This is a genomic window from Parathalassolituus penaei, from assembly GCF_026626885.1.
Classification (GTDB): domain Bacteria; phylum Pseudomonadota; class Gammaproteobacteria; order Pseudomonadales; family Oceanobacteraceae; genus Oceanobacter; species Oceanobacter penaei.
The window spans coordinates 134,473-153,426 of sequence record NZ_JAPNOA010000058.1; the positions used below are offsets into that span (position 1 = coordinate 134,473).

General features: G+C 51.9%; 17 protein-coding genes and 1 tRNA gene. 15 read left to right on the top strand and 3 right to left on the bottom strand.

Annotation, left to right across the window (positions count from 1 at the left end; translation table 11 throughout):
• Positions 1-218: 218 nt before the first annotated feature.
• The 6 genes from OUO13_RS17350 to OUO13_RS17375 all read left to right on the top strand — a co-directional run bounded on the left by OUO13_RS17350 (position 219) and on the right by OUO13_RS17375 (position 9,010).
• Positions 219-1,568 (top strand): MBL fold metallo-hydrolase RNA specificity domain-containing protein, encoded by a 1,350-nt coding sequence (locus OUO13_RS17350; RefSeq protein ID WP_428982360.1) that lies wholly within the window; start codon positions 219-221, stop codon positions 1,566-1,568.
• Positions 1,569-2,375: 807 nt separating this feature from the next.
• Entirely contained in the window at positions 2,376-3,776 is a 1,401-nt protein-coding gene (locus OUO13_RS17355; protein ID WP_283175165.1) for an undecaprenyl-phosphate glucose phosphotransferase, read from the top strand.
• Positions 3,777-4,177: 401 nt separating this feature from the next.
• Positions 4,178-5,302 (top strand): outer membrane beta-barrel protein, encoded by a 1,125-nt coding sequence (locus OUO13_RS17360; protein WP_283175166.1) that lies wholly within the window; start codon positions 4,178-4,180, stop codon positions 5,300-5,302.
• 241 nt (positions 5,303-5,543) lie between these two features.
• Positions 5,544-6,089 carry a polysaccharide biosynthesis/export family protein gene (locus tag OUO13_RS17365; RefSeq protein ID WP_283175167.1) on the top strand — a complete coding sequence of 182 codons (546 nt, stop codon included), beginning with the start codon at positions 5,544-5,546 and terminating at the stop codon, positions 6,087-6,089.
• 16 nt (positions 6,090-6,105) lie between these two features.
• On the top strand, positions 6,106-8,343 hold the full coding sequence (locus OUO13_RS17370) for a GumC family protein (protein WP_283175168.1): 2,238 nt from the start codon (positions 6,106-6,108) through the stop codon (positions 8,341-8,343).
• Complete coding sequence (locus OUO13_RS17375) at positions 8,267-9,010, top strand: hypothetical protein (RefSeq protein WP_283175169.1); 744 nt, start codon at positions 8,267-8,269, stop codon at positions 9,008-9,010. The genes OUO13_RS17370 and OUO13_RS17375 overlap by 77 nt, the downstream gene beginning before the upstream one ends.
• Before the next feature lie 126 nt (positions 9,011-9,136).
• Here the strand turns inward: OUO13_RS17375 and fabA are convergent, their stop codons facing one another.
• Together fabA and OUO13_RS17385 are read right to left on the bottom strand one after the other, a co-directional pair.
• Positions 9,137-9,652, bottom strand: a complete 516-nt coding sequence (fabA, locus tag OUO13_RS17380; protein WP_283175170.1) for a 3-hydroxyacyl-[acyl-carrier-protein] dehydratase FabA — start codon at positions 9,650-9,652, stop codon at positions 9,137-9,139.
• A gap of 292 nt (positions 9,653-9,944) precedes the next feature.
• Positions 9,945-11,066, bottom strand: coding sequence for a beta-ketoacyl-ACP synthase III (locus OUO13_RS17385; protein WP_283175171.1), 1,122 nt, complete (start codon positions 11,064-11,066; stop codon positions 9,945-9,947).
• Between the two features lie 84 nt (positions 11,067-11,150).
• On the opposite strand from OUO13_RS17385, the gene OUO13_RS17390 reads away from it, so the two are divergent.
• Positions 11,151-11,582: a hypothetical protein gene (locus OUO13_RS17390; RefSeq protein ID WP_283175172.1), complete on the top strand. Its 432-nt coding sequence runs from the start codon at positions 11,151-11,153 to the stop codon at positions 11,580-11,582.
• A 32-nt stretch (positions 11,583-11,614) separates the two neighbouring features.
• Here the strand turns inward: OUO13_RS17390 and yhbY are convergent, their stop codons facing one another.
• Positions 11,615-11,920, bottom strand: a complete 306-nt coding sequence (gene yhbY, locus OUO13_RS17395; protein ID WP_283175173.1) for a ribosome assembly RNA-binding protein YhbY — start codon at positions 11,918-11,920, stop codon at positions 11,615-11,617.
• A 144-nt stretch (positions 11,921-12,064) separates the two neighbouring features.
• Here yhbY and rlmE point away from each other — a divergent pair, with 144 nt between their 5' ends.
• The 8 genes from rlmE to rimP all read left to right on the top strand — a co-directional run bounded on the left by rlmE (position 12,065) and on the right by rimP (position 18,951).
• The gene (gene rlmE, locus OUO13_RS17400) at positions 12,065-12,685 is read left to right on the top strand and encodes a 23S rRNA (uridine(2552)-2'-O)-methyltransferase RlmE (protein WP_283175174.1); all 621 of its coding nucleotides are present in this window, start codon (positions 12,065-12,067) and stop codon (positions 12,683-12,685) included.
• 70 nt (positions 12,686-12,755) lie between these two features.
• Positions 12,756-14,687 (top strand): ATP-dependent zinc metalloprotease FtsH, encoded by a 1,932-nt coding sequence (gene ftsH / locus OUO13_RS17405; RefSeq protein ID WP_283175175.1) that lies wholly within the window; start codon positions 12,756-12,758, stop codon positions 14,685-14,687.
• Between the two features lie 81 nt (positions 14,688-14,768).
• Positions 14,769-15,602 carry a dihydropteroate synthase gene (gene folP, locus OUO13_RS17410; RefSeq protein WP_283175176.1) on the top strand — a complete coding sequence of 278 codons (834 nt, stop codon included), beginning with the start codon at positions 14,769-14,771 and terminating at the stop codon, positions 15,600-15,602.
• Positions 15,595-16,932, top strand: coding sequence for a phosphoglucosamine mutase (gene glmM, locus OUO13_RS17415; protein ID WP_283175177.1), 1,338 nt, complete (start codon positions 15,595-15,597; stop codon positions 16,930-16,932). The genes folP and glmM overlap by 8 nt, the downstream gene beginning before the upstream one ends.
• A 65-nt stretch (positions 16,933-16,997) precedes the next feature.
• Complete coding sequence (tpiA, locus tag OUO13_RS17420) at positions 16,998-17,738, top strand: triose-phosphate isomerase (protein ID WP_346429371.1); 741 nt, start codon at positions 16,998-17,000, stop codon at positions 17,736-17,738.
• A 6-nt stretch (positions 17,739-17,744) separates the two neighbouring features.
• A complete protein-coding gene (gene secG / locus OUO13_RS17425) occupies positions 17,745-18,131 on the top strand; it encodes a preprotein translocase subunit SecG (RefSeq protein ID WP_283175178.1) in 387 nt (128 codons plus the stop codon).
• A gap of 21 nt (positions 18,132-18,152) precedes the next feature.
• A tRNA-Leu gene (locus OUO13_RS17430) sits at positions 18,153-18,238 on the top strand.
• 257 nt (positions 18,239-18,495) lie between these two features.
• Entirely contained in the window at positions 18,496-18,951 is a 456-nt protein-coding gene (gene rimP / locus OUO13_RS17435; protein WP_283175179.1) for a ribosome maturation factor RimP, read from the top strand.
• Positions 18,952-18,954: the final 3 nt, after the last annotated feature.

Below are 18,954 nucleotides of genomic sequence, written 5' to 3' on the forward strand. Positions count from 1 at the left end.
GCATGGGGGGATGTTGCACTAACGGCTGTTTTGGCCGCGCTGTGTTTTTCCGGCTACATGTACGGTTAGCTGGTGGTTGTTTTCTGATCAGCGGCTTTGCCAAGCATTGCTGGCGCATAGCATACTGACAGCACTTCATGGATCAGAAGAGTACAAACAAGATGTTTGAAATTACCCATCATGGCGCCATTTCTGGCGTTACCGGTTCTTGCCATCAATTGACCTTATCTTCTGGCGAAGCCTTGCTGGTAGATTGTGGTTTGTTCCAGGGCGCTGAAACCCGCAATTCTGAGCATGGTTCCAATACCATCGATTTTGATTGGCGGCCAGTCAAGGCGCTGATTGTTACCCATTGCCATATAGACCATGTTGGCCGAATTCCGTGGCTATTGGCCGCGGGTTACAAAGGACCAATTTACGCAACCCGGGCAACGGCGTATTTGTTGCCGTTGGTCATCGAGGATGCCGTAAAGGTTGGCGTTACCCAGGATGCCGACATCATTAATATGGTGTTACAACGCCTGCGCCAGCAACTGGTCCCATTGGATTACAAACAGTGGCTGGTGCTGCCGGGCTTTCCGGATGTGCGTCTGCGTTTTCAGGTGGCAGGGCATATTCTGGGCTCTGCTTATGTCGAGCTGGATATCGGTTCTGCCAATAGTCCCCTTCGTAAAAAGGTCGTGTTCTCTGGTGATCTGGGAGCGCCCTGGTCACCATTATTGCCTGCACCGCGTTCGCCTTGGGGCTGCGATACCCTGGTGATTGAAAGTACCTATGGTGATCGCTGTCATGATGGTCGCAAACAACGGCGTCAGCGTCTGGAGTCGGTGCTGAAAAAAGCCTTGTCTGATGGTGGTGCTGTGCTGATTCCGGCGTTTTCGATTGGTCGCACCCAGGAACTTCTGTACGAGCTCGAAGATATTTTCTTCCAGGCTAATCGATCGGATGCTGACAGTGGTGTGAGCCTTTTCCAGGCAGTGGACGTTATTGTGGATTCGCCGCTGGCCACGGAATTTACGGATTGTTATCGGGAACTTGCTGATCTTTGGGATGCCGAAGCACGGCAACGTCTGGCACGGGGTCGTCACCCGCTGAAGTTCGATAAAATGCTGACAATTAACCACCATGAGCAGCATCTCGATATGGTTCAGTATTTGAAGCGTTCCGGGCGGCCTGCCATTGTGTTAGCCGCCGGTGGTATGTGCTCGGGTGGGCGCATTGTTAATTATCTGAAAGCCTTGCTGCCAGATTCGCGTACCAACGTGTTGTTTGTTGGATATCAGGCCGTTGGAACACCTGGGCGTGCCATTCAGGATTGGGGCCCGGAAGGTGGGTATGTGGATCTGGACGGTGAGCGCACAGTGATTCGTGCTGGAATTGAAACACTTGGTGGTTACAGTGCCCATGCCGATCAAAAAGATCTGGTGCGGTTTGTTCGTGGTATGCGCAAACATCCAGCTGAAATCCGGATTGTTCATGGCGATACCGCGGCGCGAAAAGCATTGGCTCGTGAATTGGAGAACCTGTGTCCGCAGGCGACGGTGTTGATTCCGACGGCAAATTCTTGACGCAACAGCAGAGTGAATTCGTTACAATTTTGTCAGTTTTGCACTTTTTTGGTGCAATTTTGTGCGTCTTCATAACTTGTCAAGATCTGTCGTGATTTTCACCTGTCAAATTCGTATAAAAGTTGGACACGGATCACATAGCTGAAGATAATTTTGTGCAGGTTCAGACCAAGGCCGCCACATTGTAAAAATACTGTTAAAATCGGTAACAAAAGTTAACAATCACGATCCGGTGTCAGGCCTGCTGTCATGGCTGTATAGCTCTTGATTGTGTGGTTTTTGTTTTGTGACTCCGTGATTGATGGTCAGCAGCTGGTACGTCAGCGCTGATTCGTGAGAGTGAGTGGTTAGAGGGCGTTCTCAATTATTAAACCGGGCCTGCTGAGTGCCAGTGGGTTTCAGAACCAGGCATGAGGATCGTGGTTTAACGGGTTAAATGAGTGACGAATAACGCCGGACTGGGACCCACTGGCCTCAGCCCGATGGGTTATGGTTGAAAATCCACCAGTCTGTGTTGTTGAACTTGTAAAGGACTCGCCATTCCCTGCGTTCAACGCCTTGCCTGGCGGATTTTTTACTCATAACAGGCCGCGTCAAATAATTGAGAACGCCCTCTAGAGAGAGTGCTTGATTGGTCAGTCAGTGGTTGATGAACCGGCAGTTGTTTGATTCTTGATCTGTGCTGCCAGTTACCCGTTGAATCATCAGGTGGCATTAGTCGGGCGATTATGTTTCTGAGTGTTCCACTCCGTCCGGCTGTGCTGTGTGTTGTTATCCCTTGATAGGGACCTAATTGAGGAAAGTCCTATGGGCCATGGAATGATCCGGTCTCATCAAAATAGCTTCAGTGCTGTTTACCGTCTTATCGATATCCTGCTGGTGGTTGGCTGTCTTGTTGTTGCCATGGCTCTGTACGATGTTCCCTTTGGCCCCAAATATTTGTCGGCGGGTCTGATTGCATCGGTTACCTTCCTGTTATTTGCCGAATCCTTCGACTTGTATCGTTCCTGGCGTGGATCAACGGCCTTTCATCATCTGTCTATCACTGCGGCCGCCTGGAGTTGTGTTTGTGTCGGGTTGTTGGGGGTAGGGTTCTTTACCAAGCTCAGTGAAGATTTTTCTCGTGTTGTGATTGGCTCCTGGATAATAGGTGCTCTTGTGCTGTTGTGCGGCTGGCGTATGGGCTTTAGACATGTGTTGCGTCACATGCGTAGCCGAGGCCTGAACACTCGCCGTGCGGCGATTGTTGGTATTAATGAGTCTGCAGTTCGTATGCATTCGCAGTTGCTGAAGCACCCGGAACTGGGATACGACTTTGGCGGTTTTTTTGATGATCGAAATCAGGATCGTGTGTGTGAGGAGTTTCCCGATGCTGTTCTGGAGGGAACGATTGAAGATCTGATTATCCGCACGCGTAATGGGGAATACGATGTTATTTTTCTGGCCTTGCCATTAAAAGCCCAAAAACGTATTGATGATATCCTTCAACGTTGTGGGGATACTACCGCCTCGGTTCATCTGATACCCGATTTCTTCACGTACAACCTGATCCATGCGCGCCTGAGCGAAATTGGTAATATTCAGACGCTCAGTGTGTACGACACGCCGATATTTGGATTCAACGACGTTTTGAAACGCCTGTTTGATATTGCGTTTTCGCTGTGCGTATTGTCGGTTATTGCATTGCCGATGCTGGTTATATCGGCTGCCATCAAGCTGACATCTCCAGGGCCTATTATTTTCAAACAGTATCGATATGGTCTGGATGGTAAAAAAATCCAGGTTTGGAAGTTTCGCTCCATGTCGGTGATGGAAAATGGCGACAAGGTGGTTCAGGCGCGCAAGGGCGATGCTCGTATCACTCCGGTTGGTGCTTTTCTGCGTCGTACCTCTTTGGATGAATTACCCCAGTTTATCAATGTGTTACAAGGACGTATGTCGGTTGTTGGGCCGCGTCCCCATGCTGTGGCTCACAATGAGGAGTATCGCAAGCTGATCCCGTATTACATGCTGCGCCACAAGGTAAAACCCGGCATTACCGGCTGGGCGCAGGTCAACGGGTATCGCGGAGAAACTGACACACTCGACAAAATGTCGGGCCGTGTTGATTATGATCTGGATTACATTCGTAATTGGTCATTATGGATGGACGTCAAGATTGTATTCATGACGTTTTTCAAGGGCTTTACAGGCAGTAATGTCCACTAGTTGTTTGTACGGCGATCGTCATGTTTCCTTCGGGTGGTTCAGGCATTTGTCGGGTCTGCCATATGGGAATACAGGTTGATAGCGCATTATCGATAGTGTTGTGATTAGGTGTGAGTGGGCAGTGGCAGACAGATTCGCTGAAATATGGATCGGCAGATTGTCTGACGGGCGCGAGGGGTGCGGTTATTGATGTATGTCTTTACACCGTATGTCCGATCTGTAACTTGTTCGCACTGTTAATTTCTGTAAACAGCGGTCATAATTGCCGGGAAAATTATCAGGGTCTGGCGGTTGCGCCGCATCAGCCGAAACTTTGGAACCAGTTATAAGAGAGGAAGATTATGAAAGCGTGGCAGCTCTCCTTGATCGCAGCAGCGACCGCCAGTTCAGGTGCTTATGCAGTGAGTCCTGACGGTATTGCAATGGGCAGTGGCGTTACTTTTTACCCAAGCGTTGAGCTGAGCATCAAGGATGACAGCAACGTTTATTTGCAATCAAGTGGCAACGAAGACAGCTCCGTTGTTACTCGTCTGCGTCCTAATGCTTCAGTAGTAGCCGATCTGGGTGCTACCAACCTGACCGGTTACGCTCAGGTTGAAAGTGGTTCTTACGATCTCGATAGTGATGACAACTACCTCGACACCCTGTTGATGGGATCTGCAGCAGTAGAACTGTCTTCCCGTCAGTCTCTGAATTTTGATGCCAAGCTGAACATGGCTCACGATCCTCGTGGTACTGGTTCAACTCAGGGGGCTGCGGCGTCTTCTGTAACCAAGCCAAATGAATACGATGAAACCGATCTGAATGCGGCTTACACCTACGGTGCTGACAGTGCATTTGCTAACGTGACCGGTTATGTGGGTTCTTACGGCAAGGAATACAGCAATAATGCTGCCTCTACCGACGTTCTGAATCACGACAAAATCAAGTTTGGTGCCAAACTGGGCCTGAAAGTAAGCTCTGCAACCCGCGTTCTGTTCGAGGCCCGTAACACCACTATTTCCTACAGCGATAGCGCTGCTGCAGCCAAAGAAGGCTCTGAACTGAAACTGTTGGTGGGTGCTTCTTACGATGTGACTGGCAAGACGACGGCTGAGCTGCTGGTGGGTAACTCCAAGCGTGAATTCGACGAGTCTACCAACTCTTCTGATAGCCGTTTCTCATGGGAAGGCAAGCTGACCTGGAATCCGGTTACCTATTCTACTGTGAGTGTCACCACCGCCCAGAGCGCCAACGAAACCACGGCTGGTGGTTCTTATACTGCTAACCAGACCACCACCGTTAACTGGAATCACCAGTTCTCCAATTATTGGAGCATGAACGCAACGGCAGGTCTGTCCAAGGATGACTACGTAGGTATTGATCGTTCCGACAAGAACACTAACCTGGGTCTGACTGGTATTTACTCTCCAACCAAAAACGTTGATGTAAAAGCCAGCCTGGACAAAGCCAAGCGTTCTTCTACATCTGATGCTCTGGACTACGATCAGCACGTTATTGGTGTTGCGGTAGAGCTGGCATTTTGATGCAGTTACTGACGACGATTGTCCCGGTGTAATCGTTGTTGGTATTCTGGACGGCCTGCTTTTGCAGGCCATTTTGTACGTGCCACCGGACAGAACTCCCTTGTTTGGTTTAACAGACAAAATGACAGGAAGTGCCGTTCGCAATTCCTGTGCGGACGCTCTAGCATAACAACGTGGTGTATATACGCTGCGTTAAACTGGTGTGCCTTTGTTCAGGCTTTTGCTACAGGATGTCGTGTTAATGCTGCGGTTGGTTAACCTGCTGGTCGTGCTGATGTGCTCAGTACTTTCGTTTTCTGCTATTGCTGCTTCTGAGCAGTATCGTTTGGGTGCCGGTGATCTTATTCAGATCAGTGTGTACGACGAGCCTGACCTTAGTCAGGAGGTGCGTATTGGGCTGTCCGGTTCCATTTCTTACCCGTTGTTGGGTGACATTCAGGTATCGGGTCTGAGCCCGAAAGATCTTGAAGACAAGCTGACTTCACGCCTCAAAGGCCCATATTTGTTGAATCCGTCTGTGACGGTGTCCATTGTGGAATACCGTCCGTTTTATGTAACGGGTGAGGTTGAGAAGCCAGGTAGTTACGCATTTCACCCTGGGCTTACGGTCGACAAGGCTATCTCGATTGCTGGTGGTTTTACCGAGCGAGCGTCGAAAAGCAAGATTTACGTGATTCACGACGCGGCATCGGATAAATCCGGCCGTGGTGAAGCGCGTAATCAGGTCAAAATCTACGATGTGGTTCAGCCGGGTGATGTGATCACGGTTGAGCAGAGTTTCTTCTGACAGGCATATACAGAACATGAAAGATCGAACTATGGCCATGAATGGCCCTGCCGCCGAAGAGGTGATTGATCTGACCCATTATTGGCGCGTTTTTCGCCGCCATCTGGGCCGCATTGTAACGCTTGGTATCGTGGCTACTGTGCTGGCGGTATTGGGAGTAATGGCCGTTACTCCGGTGTACCGTGCCACGTCAACGCTTCTGATTGAATCCCAGGACTCCAAAATCCTCTCGATTGAAGAAGTCTATGGTTTGCCAAGTGCTAGTGACGAATACTACCAAACCCAGTTCGAGATTCTGAAATCCCGCGAATTGGCCAAACGTGTTGCCATGGAGCTGGATCTGGTGAAGAACCCGGAGTTCAACCCGCATCACGAAGCTAACAAGCAGAAGTTTTCGTTCAAGCGTTTTGTGAAAGAAAAATTAGGTCTTGAGGAAGCAGCAGCGACAGAAGATCAGATTCTGGTTGATACCATAGATGCTTTCTGGAAAGTGGTTTCGGTTGAGCCAATCCGCAATACTCAGTTGGTGAAAATTTCGGTCGACAGTGAGTCTCCGGAGTTGGCTGCACAAGCCGCCAATGCCATTGCTCAGGCTTATATCAACTCCCAGCTGGAAGCCCGTGTGGGGATGAGCCAGCAGGCGGCAACCTGGCTGAGTGATCGCCTGGGAGGGCTAAAAGAAAAGCTGAATGCATCGGAGCGTAAGCTGCAAGAATATCGCGAAGCTCATAATCTTGTGGATGTTGAGGGGGTTGATACCCTGATTTCCAAACAGATTGATGAAATTACCCGTAGCCTGGTCGAAGCCAGTGCCAAACGTCTGGAAGCCGAAAGTACCTATCAGCAGCTGAAATCTGTTGGCAAGCGCACTTACGAGAATCTGGGCAGTCTGAGTTTTATCATGGGCAACCCGGTAATTGTGGGTCTGCGTCAGGATGAAACCAAGGCTGAGTTGAAAGTTTCCGAACTGTCCAAGCGTTATGGCGCCCAACACCCGAAAATGATTGCGGCACAGTCTGAGTTGTCGGCCGTGCGCGATGGTATGTTGGCTCAAATGAATCGTATTGCGGCAGCGATTGAAAAAGATTTCAACACCGCTCGTGATAAAGAGGTTTCTCTGCAAAAAGTGCTGGATAACAAACTGGCAGAAGCTCGTAACCTTAACCGTACTGAGTTCACCCTGAACGATTATGTACGCGAAGTGAAAGCCAACCGTGAGCTGTACGATGCTTTCTTCAGTCGAATTCGTGAAACCACGGAAACCGGTGATCTGCAATCGGCCAACGCTCGTATTTCTGACCCGGCTGTGGTGCCAAAAGTGCCTGTCAAACCAAACAAAAAACTGATTGTGGTGCTGACCATGGTGGTGAGTCTGATGTTTGGTGTTGGGGTGGCATTCCTGCTGGATGCTCTGGATGCCACTCTGAAAAATGCTGACGATGTGGATCGTAAGTTGGGTGTGCCGCTGTTGGGTGTGGTTCCAATGGTTGAGTCCGAGAAAAGTGATGGTAAATTGTCGCAGGCGCAAGAAGATGCGCGCCTCGTTCGTGCTTTCACGGAAGATACTGTGCATGGCTTTACTGAGTCGGTTCGTACACTGCGTACCAGTTTGACACTGGCTGGTCTGGAGTCTCCGGCTCAGGTAATTCTGTTTACGTCATCCATTCCGGGTGAGGGCAAAACCACGACGTCGACCAATATCGCTGAGGCGTATGGTCAGATGGAAAAGACTCTGCTGATTGATGCCGATATGCGTCGCCCGACGATGGCCAAAAAGCTGGGGCTTCCACATAACAGTCGTGGTTTGTCGAATGCGGTTGCGTATCCGGACACTCTGGATGAATGTATTCACCAAATACCGGATCTGGGGATTGATGTCATTCCATCGGGCCCGATTCCGCCAAACCCTCTGGAGTTGCTGGGGTCGCGTAATTTCCGGGAGCTGCTGGATACCTTGCGTGGTCGTTATCAGCGCATCATTATTGACTCTGCGCCGATGCGACTGGTGAGTGACGCTTTGTATCTCTCGACGCTGGTTGATGGTGTGGTTTATATCGTCAAGGCGGATGCCACTCGTGACAAGCTGGTCAAATCCAGCCTGGTCAAGCTGGATGAGTCCAATGTCCGTGTTCTTGGTGTGGTACTGAACCAACTGGACGTCCATAAAGAAGCCAAGTATGGCTACGGTTATGGTTATTACGGCGGTTATTACGATGCCTACGGCTACACCTCTGACAAACAAGACAAAGCCTGACGGCTTTGTCTTTCCTCGTCTGATTTTATGGCTGGCCCTGGTGCCAGCTTTTGTTTGTTTATACATTGCGCTGACGTACGCGATGATGCGGATTGGTCAGACTCAGTCTGTTGAGGAGCGTGATAATCCTCTGCTGGAGGCGGCTGCAAAAATGGCACCGTTTTCTCCACATATTCAGGCATCAATGGCCCGATTTGAGCGTGAGTGGGCTTTGCAGACGTCCGGTGAGCAGTCCCAGCTGTATTGGCAGCGCTCAATGGCTTCCTGGCAGCGCGCGATGAATGCTCGTCCTGACTGGCCTTTCTACGAATTGGGAATGCTGGATGCGGAGATATTATCGGGGCAGGATGCTGAAGTGGTCAGTGCTCGTTTCCAGCGATTGATTACCCTTGCTCCTAACGAGCGTGCCAAGGATGAGCGGTTATTATCTCTGGCGTTTAGTGGTTGGCATCTTCTGACAGAAGAACAGCACAAGTGGGTATGGATGCGTCTTCGGGATACTCCTGGCCAAGCTTTTTACGCTGTCGGCAAGGTTGCGGACGAGGCTGGTTTGAAGTCTCTGTTTTGTGCCAAAACCCCTTGGGTGCGTGCGAAATCGGTGTGTATCGAAGGTAAGCGTCGTCCTGCATCTGCTAAGACGATACCGCTGAGTGACTTGAAATTCTGAGTAGTCTGCTGTTGTAGTTGCAGTAAGGCTGGCTGAGCTTTCCTGTCTTTGAAACGCAAAACGCCCGTTCCTTGTGGAGACGGGCGTTTTGCATTTTCGCTTCTTAATGGAAGCAAATCCCCGACATCAGAAGTTGTCGGTCGAGGTAAACAGACCTACACGCAGATCTTTGGCGGAGTAAATCTCACGGCCATCGACTTCCATCACAGCATCGGCGATGCCCATGATCAGTTTCTGTTCCATCACGCGTTTGATGCTGATGCGGTAAGTGACCTTTTGAGCAGTTGGCAGAACCTGACCGCGGAATTTCACTTCACCACAACCCAGAGCGCGACCGCGACCAGGGTTGCCACGCCATCCCAGATAGAAACCAACCAGCTGCCACATGGCATCCAGGCCCAGACAACCAGGCATTACCGGGTCAGTTTCAAAGTGGCAGTCAAAGAACCACAGGGATGGATCGATATCCAGTTCGGCGACGATTTCGCCTTTGTTGTAAGCACCACCCTCATCGCTGATGTTAACGATGCGGTCCATCATCAGCATGTTCGGCAGTGGCAGTCGGGCATTGCCTTCACCAAAGAGTTGACCGTGGCCACAGGCGAGCAATTCTTCACGATCGTAAGAGTGTTGGCGAGTCATGCGCACTTCCTCGTTTATTAGCATGTTCTTCAGAGTGCCGCGTACGATGACACAGCCAGCCACGAATGGCTATTGAAGGTTAGTTAAGCAATTCGAATTAGTCCTTGTGCCGGCAGAACTGCATGCACCTGCGGCATTGGGCGGGGGCGCATTTTACAGCGACATCGCGCTCAGGCGAAGTCTGATGACGAATTCTGCCGCAATTTGTCGGCATTATGACGACAAATGGCCTGCCTCAAGGCGTTTATCAGGGATGTGACTCCTGAATGCCTTGAGGGTTTGCATATATTTGTCAGGTGCAACGTTCAACCAGCAGGCTGCCAATCGAGTAACCGGCACCAAATGAGCAGATCAGGCCTTTGTCACCCACAGCAAAGTCATCGTGATAACGATGGAAGGCAATCATCGAACCTGCGGATGCGGTGTTGGCAAATTCGTCCAGTACAATCGGGGCCCGTTGCGGATCGGACAGGTCGCCCAGCAGCTTTTTCACCGCAAACTGGTTCATGTTGATATTGGCCTGATGCAGCCAGTAACGTTTCAGGTCGTCAGGACTGAGCTGGTTATCATGAAGTTGGCCTTCGATAAAGTTGGTCACCAGTGGCAGCAGTTCCTTGAATACCTTGCGACCTTCCTGATGGAACAGCGGACGATCTTCGGCAGAATTTTCCTGGCAGTGGTCTGAGTAGTTGCCCAGGCAGTGAATATTGGTGGAGTACAGGGTTTGTTGGCGGGTATTCACAATACGAAATGCCGGTGAGGCAGTTGCTTCGTCTTCGGCCTGGATCACGGCAGCCGTTGCCACATCGCCAAAAATAAAATGGCTGTCGCGTGACTTCAGATTCACCTGCGGGGTGCAGAACTCCGGGTTGACGACCAGTGCATTACGGGCGCTGCCAGCCTTGATTGCATTGCTGGCGGCGATCAGGCCGAACGTGGCAGACGAGCAGGCGATACCCATATCGTAGGCGTAACCGCTGCAGCCCAGCTTGTGCTGGATTTCGACGGCAATCGACGGATATGGGCGTTGGTTGTTGGTGGTGGTGACAATCACCAGATCAATGTCGGATGCCTGGATGCCCGCTTGAGCCAGTGCGTCGCGGGCGGCTGCCAGGCCCATGGTCACAACTTCGGGTTCGGAGTGTTCAGAGGTGGCCGGGAAGCGTGGGCGCATACGCTCGATATCCAGCATGCCGTCTTTGTGCATGGCATAACGGTTACGAATACCGGATGCTTTTTCGATAAATTCGCTGCTGGAAAACGGCACGCTTTCAACTGTACCGGCGGCAATGGCCTCGGCATTTTGCTGATTGAACGCTTCTGCATAGCGGTTGTAGGCATCGACCAGTTCATCGTTGGTGATCTGATTTGGCGGCACGAACAACCCGGTGCCGGAAATTACGGTATTCTTCATAACTGCAGCCCTGAAAATTTCTGGCATTATGTCGGTTCAATACAGATATTCCAATATTTCACGAGTCGACAGGAATAGTTTGTCATGTGTTTTGCCCTGCGCTGGGGGCGAGCACGTCTGCCGGTGGTTTCGTTTGGTGCATGGAGTCTGAATATGAAAACGCTCGACTACCTGTTGTTGTTACGCGGTGCCTGGTTGGGAGGTTTGCTTACCTGCCTGTATCTGGTCAGGCCGGTGCTTGAACATCATGGTTATTTTCCGCACCACGGCATGGAGGTCATGCATTGGATAGCAGGTGCTGGTCTGGTGGTGGGATTTTTGATGATGACGGCAGGAATGTCGCGCAGATTATTTCGAACCAGTCAGCTCGGAAGTCGTCTGATTTTGTTGATGATGCTGCTGAGTGGGGTGTATTTCGGCTTTATGCCCTGGTGGAAGTTGCAGATGATTTTATTGCAGGCCCAGGCCGCTCTTGGGGTTCTGTGGATATGGGTTGCCCCCCGTCAGGTGTTATAACGGGGGAGCTCAAACCGGCGCTGCGAGTGAAATCAGTCGCGCTGCAGGTTGGACAGGCGAGGTTTGGCCTTCGGATTGCGGCGCAGCAACAGGGCGGTATTGCCGATTTGCTGTACCAGCTCGGCACCAGTCTGTTTCAGCAGCTCGGCGATAACCTCGTGTTTGACTTCGCGGTCGCCTACTGACACCTTGATCTTGATGAGTTCGTGATCATCGAGAGCGCGATTCAGTTCTTCCAGTACACCGCTGGTGATGCCATTGCTGGCAACGGTAACAACTGGATTGAGGGTGTGGCCGATGGCGCGGTAAGCCTTCTTTTGTTCGTTCGAAAGTGGCATGTGTCTGTGTGACCCTTGCTGTGGGTGGTAATATCGTGTGGCGGTGGCTGGAAGAGATCCGGCGCGTTTTCCTGGGCCGCCAGGGGTCGCTGGCAATTATGTGCGGCGAACCATCAGTATATATGAGTGAAGAGTAAAACGACTATGGCGCGATCCAAATCCAGTGCCAACTGGTTACGGGAACATGTTGAAGATATTTATGTCCAGAAAGCCCAGCAGGACGGTTATCGCACCCGTGCCAGTTACAAGCTGCTTGAACTGGATGAAAAAGATCATCTGATGCGGTCAGGCATGACGGTAGTTGACCTCGGGTCGGCTCCCGGAGGCTGGTCGCAAGTGGTTGCCCAGCGTGTGGGTGATCACGGCACGATTATCGCGTCAGATATACTGCCTATGGACCCCATAGCAGGTGTCGATTTCATTCAGGGTGATTTTACGGAAGAATCGGTATTCAATCAGTTGATGGCAATTATTGGTAACAAGCCTGTGGGGCTTGTAATTTCCGATATGGCCCCCAACATGAGTGGTATGAGTTCTATCGACCAGCCAGGTGCTATGTATCTGGTTGAGTTGGCACTTGACATGGCTCGTCAGGTGCTGAGTGAAGGTGGTGATTTTGTCGCCAAGGTGTTTCAGGGGGAAGGGTACGATGCCTATCTGTCTGAAGTGCGTCAGTCCTTCGAAAAGGTCCACATCCGCAAGCCAAAAGCGTCCCGGCCTCGCTCACGCGAGGTTTATCTGGTCGCAAAAGGTTTCCGTGGATGATGCGGTCTTGCTAAGCTGAACGTCACAGGATCAAGGCGCTTGCGCCGGTATAGAAGAGGTAGTGCCTGATATGGCAAAAAATTTCGTCTTGTGGGTGGTGATTGCCGCCGTACTGATGATGGTGTTCCAGAACTTCCAGACTGTGGGTCATAGCAAGGAGTACTCTTACTCCGAGTTTATTTCCCAGGTTGAAAGCGGTCAGGTGGATCGGGTTACCATTTCCGGTCAGACCATTAGCGGCACCATGACTGGTGGCGAAACCTTTGAAACCATTCTGCCTGCCTATGACGACAAGCTGATGGACACTCTTCTGAATAACCACGTTCAGGTTGTGGGCGAGAAGCCGGAGAAGCAAGGGTTCTTTACCCAGTTGCTGCTGGCGTCTCTGCCAATCCTGATCATTCTGGCTGTGTTCATGCTGTTCATGCGCCAGATGCAGGGGGGCGGTTCCGGTCGTGGTGGCCCAATGGCGTTTGGCAAAAGCAAGGCCAAGCTGCTGAGCGAAGACCAGATCAAGACCACGTTTGAAGACGTTGCTGGTTGTGACGAAGCCAAGGAAGACGTGAAGGAGCTGGTTGAGTTCCTGCGTGATCCGGGCAAATACCAGCGCCTGGGCGGCAAGATTCCGCGCGGTGTGCTGATGGTTGGTCAACCTGGTACTGGTAAAACCTTGCTGGCCAAGGCGATTGCCGGTGAAGCGCGCGTGCCGTTCTTCTCGATTTCCGGTTCTGACTTCGTGGAAATGTTCGTAGGTGTGGGCGCGTCCCGTGTTCGCGACATGTTTGATCAGGCCAAGAAACAGGCGCCTTGTATCATCTTTATCGACGAAATCGACGCCGTGGGCCGTTCCCGTGGTGTGGGTATTGGTGGTGGTAACGACGAACGTGAACAGACTCTGAACCAGTTGCTGGTTGAGATGGACGGCTTCGAAGTGAACGATGGCATCATCGTGATTGCTGCGACCAACCGTCCGGATGTACTGGACCCTGCGCTGCTGCGTCCTGGTCGTTTCGACCGTCAGGTAGTTGTGGGTCTGCCAGACATTCGTGGTCGTGAACAGATTCTGAAAGTGCATATGCGCAAGGTGCCGCTGGCGGAAGACGTGAATGCGTCGGTCATCGCTCGTGGTACTCCGGGCTTCTCCGGTGCTGACCTGGCTAACCTGGTAAACGAAGCGGCGCTGTTTGCTGCTCGTGCCAACCGTAGCCGTGTGACCATGGATGAGTTCGAAAAAGCCAAGGACAAGATTCTCATGGGGGCCGAGCGCAAGACCATGGTTATGTCCGAGAAAGAGAAAGAAAACACGGCTTATCACGAGGCTGGCCACGCCATTGTTGGTCGTCTGGTGCCTGAGCATGATCCGGTTTACAAGGTGTCTATCATTCCGCGTGGTCGTGCGCTGGGTGTCACCATGTTCCTGCCGGAAGAAGATCGTCACTCCATCAGCAAGCGCGGTATCGAGAGCAACATTTGCTCCCTGTACGGCGGGCGTATCGCGGAAGAGATGACTTTGGGCAAAGACGGTGTCACCACCGGTGCTTCCAACGACATTGAGCGTGCAACCAAATATGCCCGTAACTATGTCACCAAGTGGGGCTTGTCTGAAAAACTGGGTGCTCAGCTGTATTCGGAAGAAGAGCAGAACAGCTACCTGGGGTCTTCTGGTGGTGGTCAGCTGTCACACCTGTCGGAAGAAACTGCGCGTCTGATTGATTCAGAGGTCAAGGACGTTCTGGATCGTTGTTACCGTCGTGCCACCGATTTGCTGGAGTCCAATCGCGATAAGCTGGAAATGATGAAAGACGCTCTGATGGAATACGAAACCATCGATTCTGATCAGATCGACGACATCATGGCTGGTCGCAAGCCTCGTCCTCCTAAAGCCTGGAGTGGTGTCGATAAGGGGCCGTCTGGTCCTGCGGCTCCTGCCCAGGAAAGTCGTGACATGGCCCGTGACGGTGACGATACCGTTGAAGGTGCTGATCCGGCTGCGGATCGTTGAGATAACGGCTGACCGTCCTGGTCAGAACCGATAAAACAGAGCGGCGTCAGCCGCTCTTTTTTTTCAAGGAATTAGCTGTTCATGTCTTTGCTGCAACGCCTGTCTGCTGCCCAATCACCTTTGGTGATGGGGATTCTGAATACCACTCCTGATTCATTCTCGGATGGCGGTCGCCATAACTCCTTTGATGCAGCATTACGTCATGCTGAACGTATGCTGGCTGAAGGCGCGCATATCATTGATGTTGGTGGTGAGTCGACTCGACCTGGGGCGCCGGATGTCTCGGTTGCTGAGGAGCTGGATCGTGTGGTGCCGGTGGTTGAGGGCTTGCGCAGCCGCTTTGATACCCTGATTTCTGTGGATACCAGTGCACCGGAGGTAATGGTTGCAACGGCCTCACTCGGGATTGATCTGATTAACGATGTACGCTCTTTAACTCGTCCGGGTGCTCTTGCTGCCGCAGTAGCAAGCGGATTGCCTGTGTGCATTATGCATATGCAGGGAGAGCCGCGCTCGATGCAGCAGAATCCGGAATATCAGGATGTGGTGGCGGAAGTTGCTCAATGGCTGAAGATCCGTGCGGATGAGTGTATGGCGGCCGGTATCAAACGTGAACACTTGCTGATTGACCCTGGCTTTGGCTTTGGTAAAACTGCCGCCCACAATTACCGCTTACTGAATGAGCTTGCGAGTTTGCAAAAGTTAGGGATGCCATTGTTAACCGGCTTGTCGCGTAAACGTATGATTGGTGACGCCACCGGTATTGGTGTGGCAGCGGATCGTGTGAATGGCAGTGTGGCGGGTGCAGTTATTTGTGCAATGAAAGGTGCTGCGATTGTTCGTGTGCACGATGTACGGGAAACCGCTGAAGCCATGAAGGTGGTGGCAGCGACCTTGGGAGAGCAACATGTCTAGAAGTTATTTTGGCACCGACGGTATTCGTGGAATGGTCGGTGAGCATCCAATCACCCCGGATTTTGTAATGCGTCTGGGCTGGGCAGCAGGGAAGGTATTTTCCCGTCAGGGCAAGAGCAAGATTCTGATTGGCAAGGACACCCGTATTTCCGGTTATATGTTCGAGTCGGCGCTGGAGGCTGGCTTGTCTGCTGCTGGTGTGAATATCTGCTTGTTGGGTCCGATTCCAACACCAGGGATTGCCTATTTGACCCGTACCTTCCGGGCGCAGGCCGGCATTGTGATCAGTGCTTCCCACAACCCGTATTACGATAACGGCATCAAGTTTTTCTCGGGCGATGGTCAGAAGCTGCCAGATGAAACCGAAGCTGCTATCGAAGCATGTCTGGATGAACCAATGCAGTGTGTTGATTCGCGCTCGTTGGGCAAGGCTGTCCGTATCAATGACGCCGCGGGTCGCTATACCGAGTTCTGCAAGGGCACGGTGGGTTCACTGAACCTGAGTGGCATGAAAATCGTGCTGGATTGCGCCCATGGTGCGACTTACCAGATTGCTCCTGCAGTGTTTTCCGAGCTGGGTGCTGATGTGGTGGTGCTGGGGAACCGTCCGGACGGTTTTAATATTAATGATGAGGTTGGTTCAACCTCGCCAGAGCTGTTGCAACAAACCGTATTGGCCGAGCGGGCTGATCTGGGGATTGCCTTTGATGGTGATGGTGACCGTGTGTTGATGGTCGACCATAAGGGTGAATTGGTTGATGGTGACCAGCTGCTGTTTATTATTGCATCCGCTGCTCGTAAGGCTGGTCGTCTGCACGGTGGGGTGGTAGGGACCCTGATGAGTAATATGGGGCTGGAACTGGCCATGCGTGATCAGGATATTCCATTCCTGCGTGCCAAGGTGGGTGACCGTTATGTCATGCAGATGCTGGCTGCCAACGGTTGGCGTTATGGTGGTGAGTCTTCTGGCCACCTGTTGTGTCTGGATGTACAGACCACTGGTGATGGTATTGTGTCGGCGTTGCAGGTGCTGCAAGCCCTGAATGATACCCAGACCAGCTTGTACGATTGGCAGAAACGTATGTCGAAGATGCCACAGGTAATGATTAACGTACGCCGTGATGGCTCGCGCCAGATTAGCGATTGCCCGGAAATTGAAGCAGCCGTAAAAGGCGTTGAAGCGCGTCTGGCCGGTCGTGGTCGTGTTCTGTTGCGTCCTTCTGGCACTGAACCTGTGGTGCGGGTGATGGTGGAAGGCGAGGATGAGAGTCTCACCGCAACTCTGGCGCAGGAGCTGGCAGCTGTGGTCGAGAAGGCGCTGGCTGGCTGAGTTGGCCTTGTTTCGATGGCGCATCTTGGATAGTATCTGCGCCTTCGAATTCAAGGGGCTTTATCGTGCGACGTTTGTTAGTAGCCGGTAACTGGAAAATGAATGCCTCCCGCGCCATGGTGTCGGAGTTGCTGGGTCAGCTGGCAACACTGTCTGCAACCGACCGGGATGTGCTCGTATGTCCTCCGTTTCCATACCTGGTTCCGGCTGCGGCCGAACTGGCAGGAAGCGGTATTCTTATGGGGGCACAAAACTGTGCAGCAGAGGCATTCGGTGCATTTACCGGTGAAGTCTCTGCAGCCATGTTGGCGGATGTAAATTGCCAGTATGTGATTCTGGGGCACTCTGAGCGCCGTTCCCTGTATGGGGAAACGGATGAGCTGGTGCTGACCAAAATGCGTCAGGTGCTGGATCAGGGTCTGAAAGTCATTCTGTGTGTGGGGGAATCCCTGCAGGAACGTCAGGCCGGTCAGGAAGAATCTGTGGTTGGTGGTCAGCTGGCGTTGGCGCTGGCCAAACTGGGTGATGACGACTGGAAACAGATGGTTGTTGCCTATGAGCCGGTCTGGGCAATTGGTACTGGCGAAACCGCTACTCCAGCCCAGGCACAAGCCATGCACGCGTTTATTCGTGCACAGCTGGCGGCTCGTGCTGAATGGATCGCGGCGGAAACCCGTGTTCTGTATGGCGGTAGTGTCAAGGCAGATAACGCTGCCGAACTTTTTTCCCAGCCGGACATCGACGGTGGTCTGGTGGGGGGGGCGTCTTTGGACGTCGGTCAGTTCACCGCAATTTGTATGGCATAGGTAAATATGGAATCTATCATTCTCGTTGTTCATATCCTGCTGGCATTGGGCATCATCGGCTTTGTGATGCTGCAGCAGGGCAAGGGAGCCGATGCCGGCGCTTCTTTTGGTGGTGGTGCTTCCCAGACTGTGTTTGGTAGTGCCGGTTCTGGCAATTTTCTGAGCCACACTACTGCATGGCTGGCTGCCGGTTTTTTCGTAACCAGTCTTGCATTGGGCGTTTATGCCAAGCACAAGGCTGATTCTGTATCAGAAATCGGAATTCCTAGTCAGGAAGTGATAGAAAAGCTTGAAAAGGATGTACCAGTTGTGGAAGAATACGTACCTCCTTCTGATGCACCCGACTTGGATGCGTCAGCAGCCAATGAACCAGCAGCTGATAAAGCTAACTGAGTTAACGGCTGGTCCTGTTGTGCGGATGTGGTGAAATTGGTAGACACGCCATCTTGAGGGGGTGGTGAGCCTAGCTCGTGCGAGTTCGAGTCTCGCCATCCGCACCAACCTTTTCAGAAAGCGCATGGATGTTGCTTTTAGAACCGGGTGTCACAGATGACTTCCGGTTGCTGTTTGAAGCCCCTCACGTCAGGGGCTTTTTAGTAACTGTCACTTTTGCAAGTCGAACATTCTGGTTATTTACTTAAGAATTGTTTGTCGCATTCGACAGGTTTCAGGTTTGGGCAGATATGTTGTCCGGGAGTTCCGGATAATGAATCGGGCTGGGCACTAGGTGCCCAGTTTTTGTTTCTAGGGGGTGAAAATGGCTCGCGATTCACGTTTGATCGAAATGCTGGCTCCGGTAGTCGAGTCCATGGACTTTGTGTTCTGGGGACTGGAACTGCTGATGCAGGGTAAGCAGACGGTTCTGCGCGTCTACATCGATCATGCTAATGGCATTACCGTTGATAATTGTGCAGACGTCAGTCGTCAGCTCAGCGCGGTGCTCGACGTAGAGGATCCGATTGCCCAGGATTACACCCTGGAAGTTTCCTCGCCGGGGATGGATCGTCCCCTGTTCCGCCTTGAACAGTACGTTCAGTCGGTTGGACAAATCATTGAATTGCGTCTGCGCCTGCCATTTGATGGCCGTCGTCGTTTCAAAGGGCTCCTTAAAGGAGTTGAACAGGAAGATATCGTGCTGCTGGTTGATGATCACGAGTATCTACTGCCCGTTGATCTGATCGAAAAGGCTCAGATCGTTCCCATTTTTGATTAATTA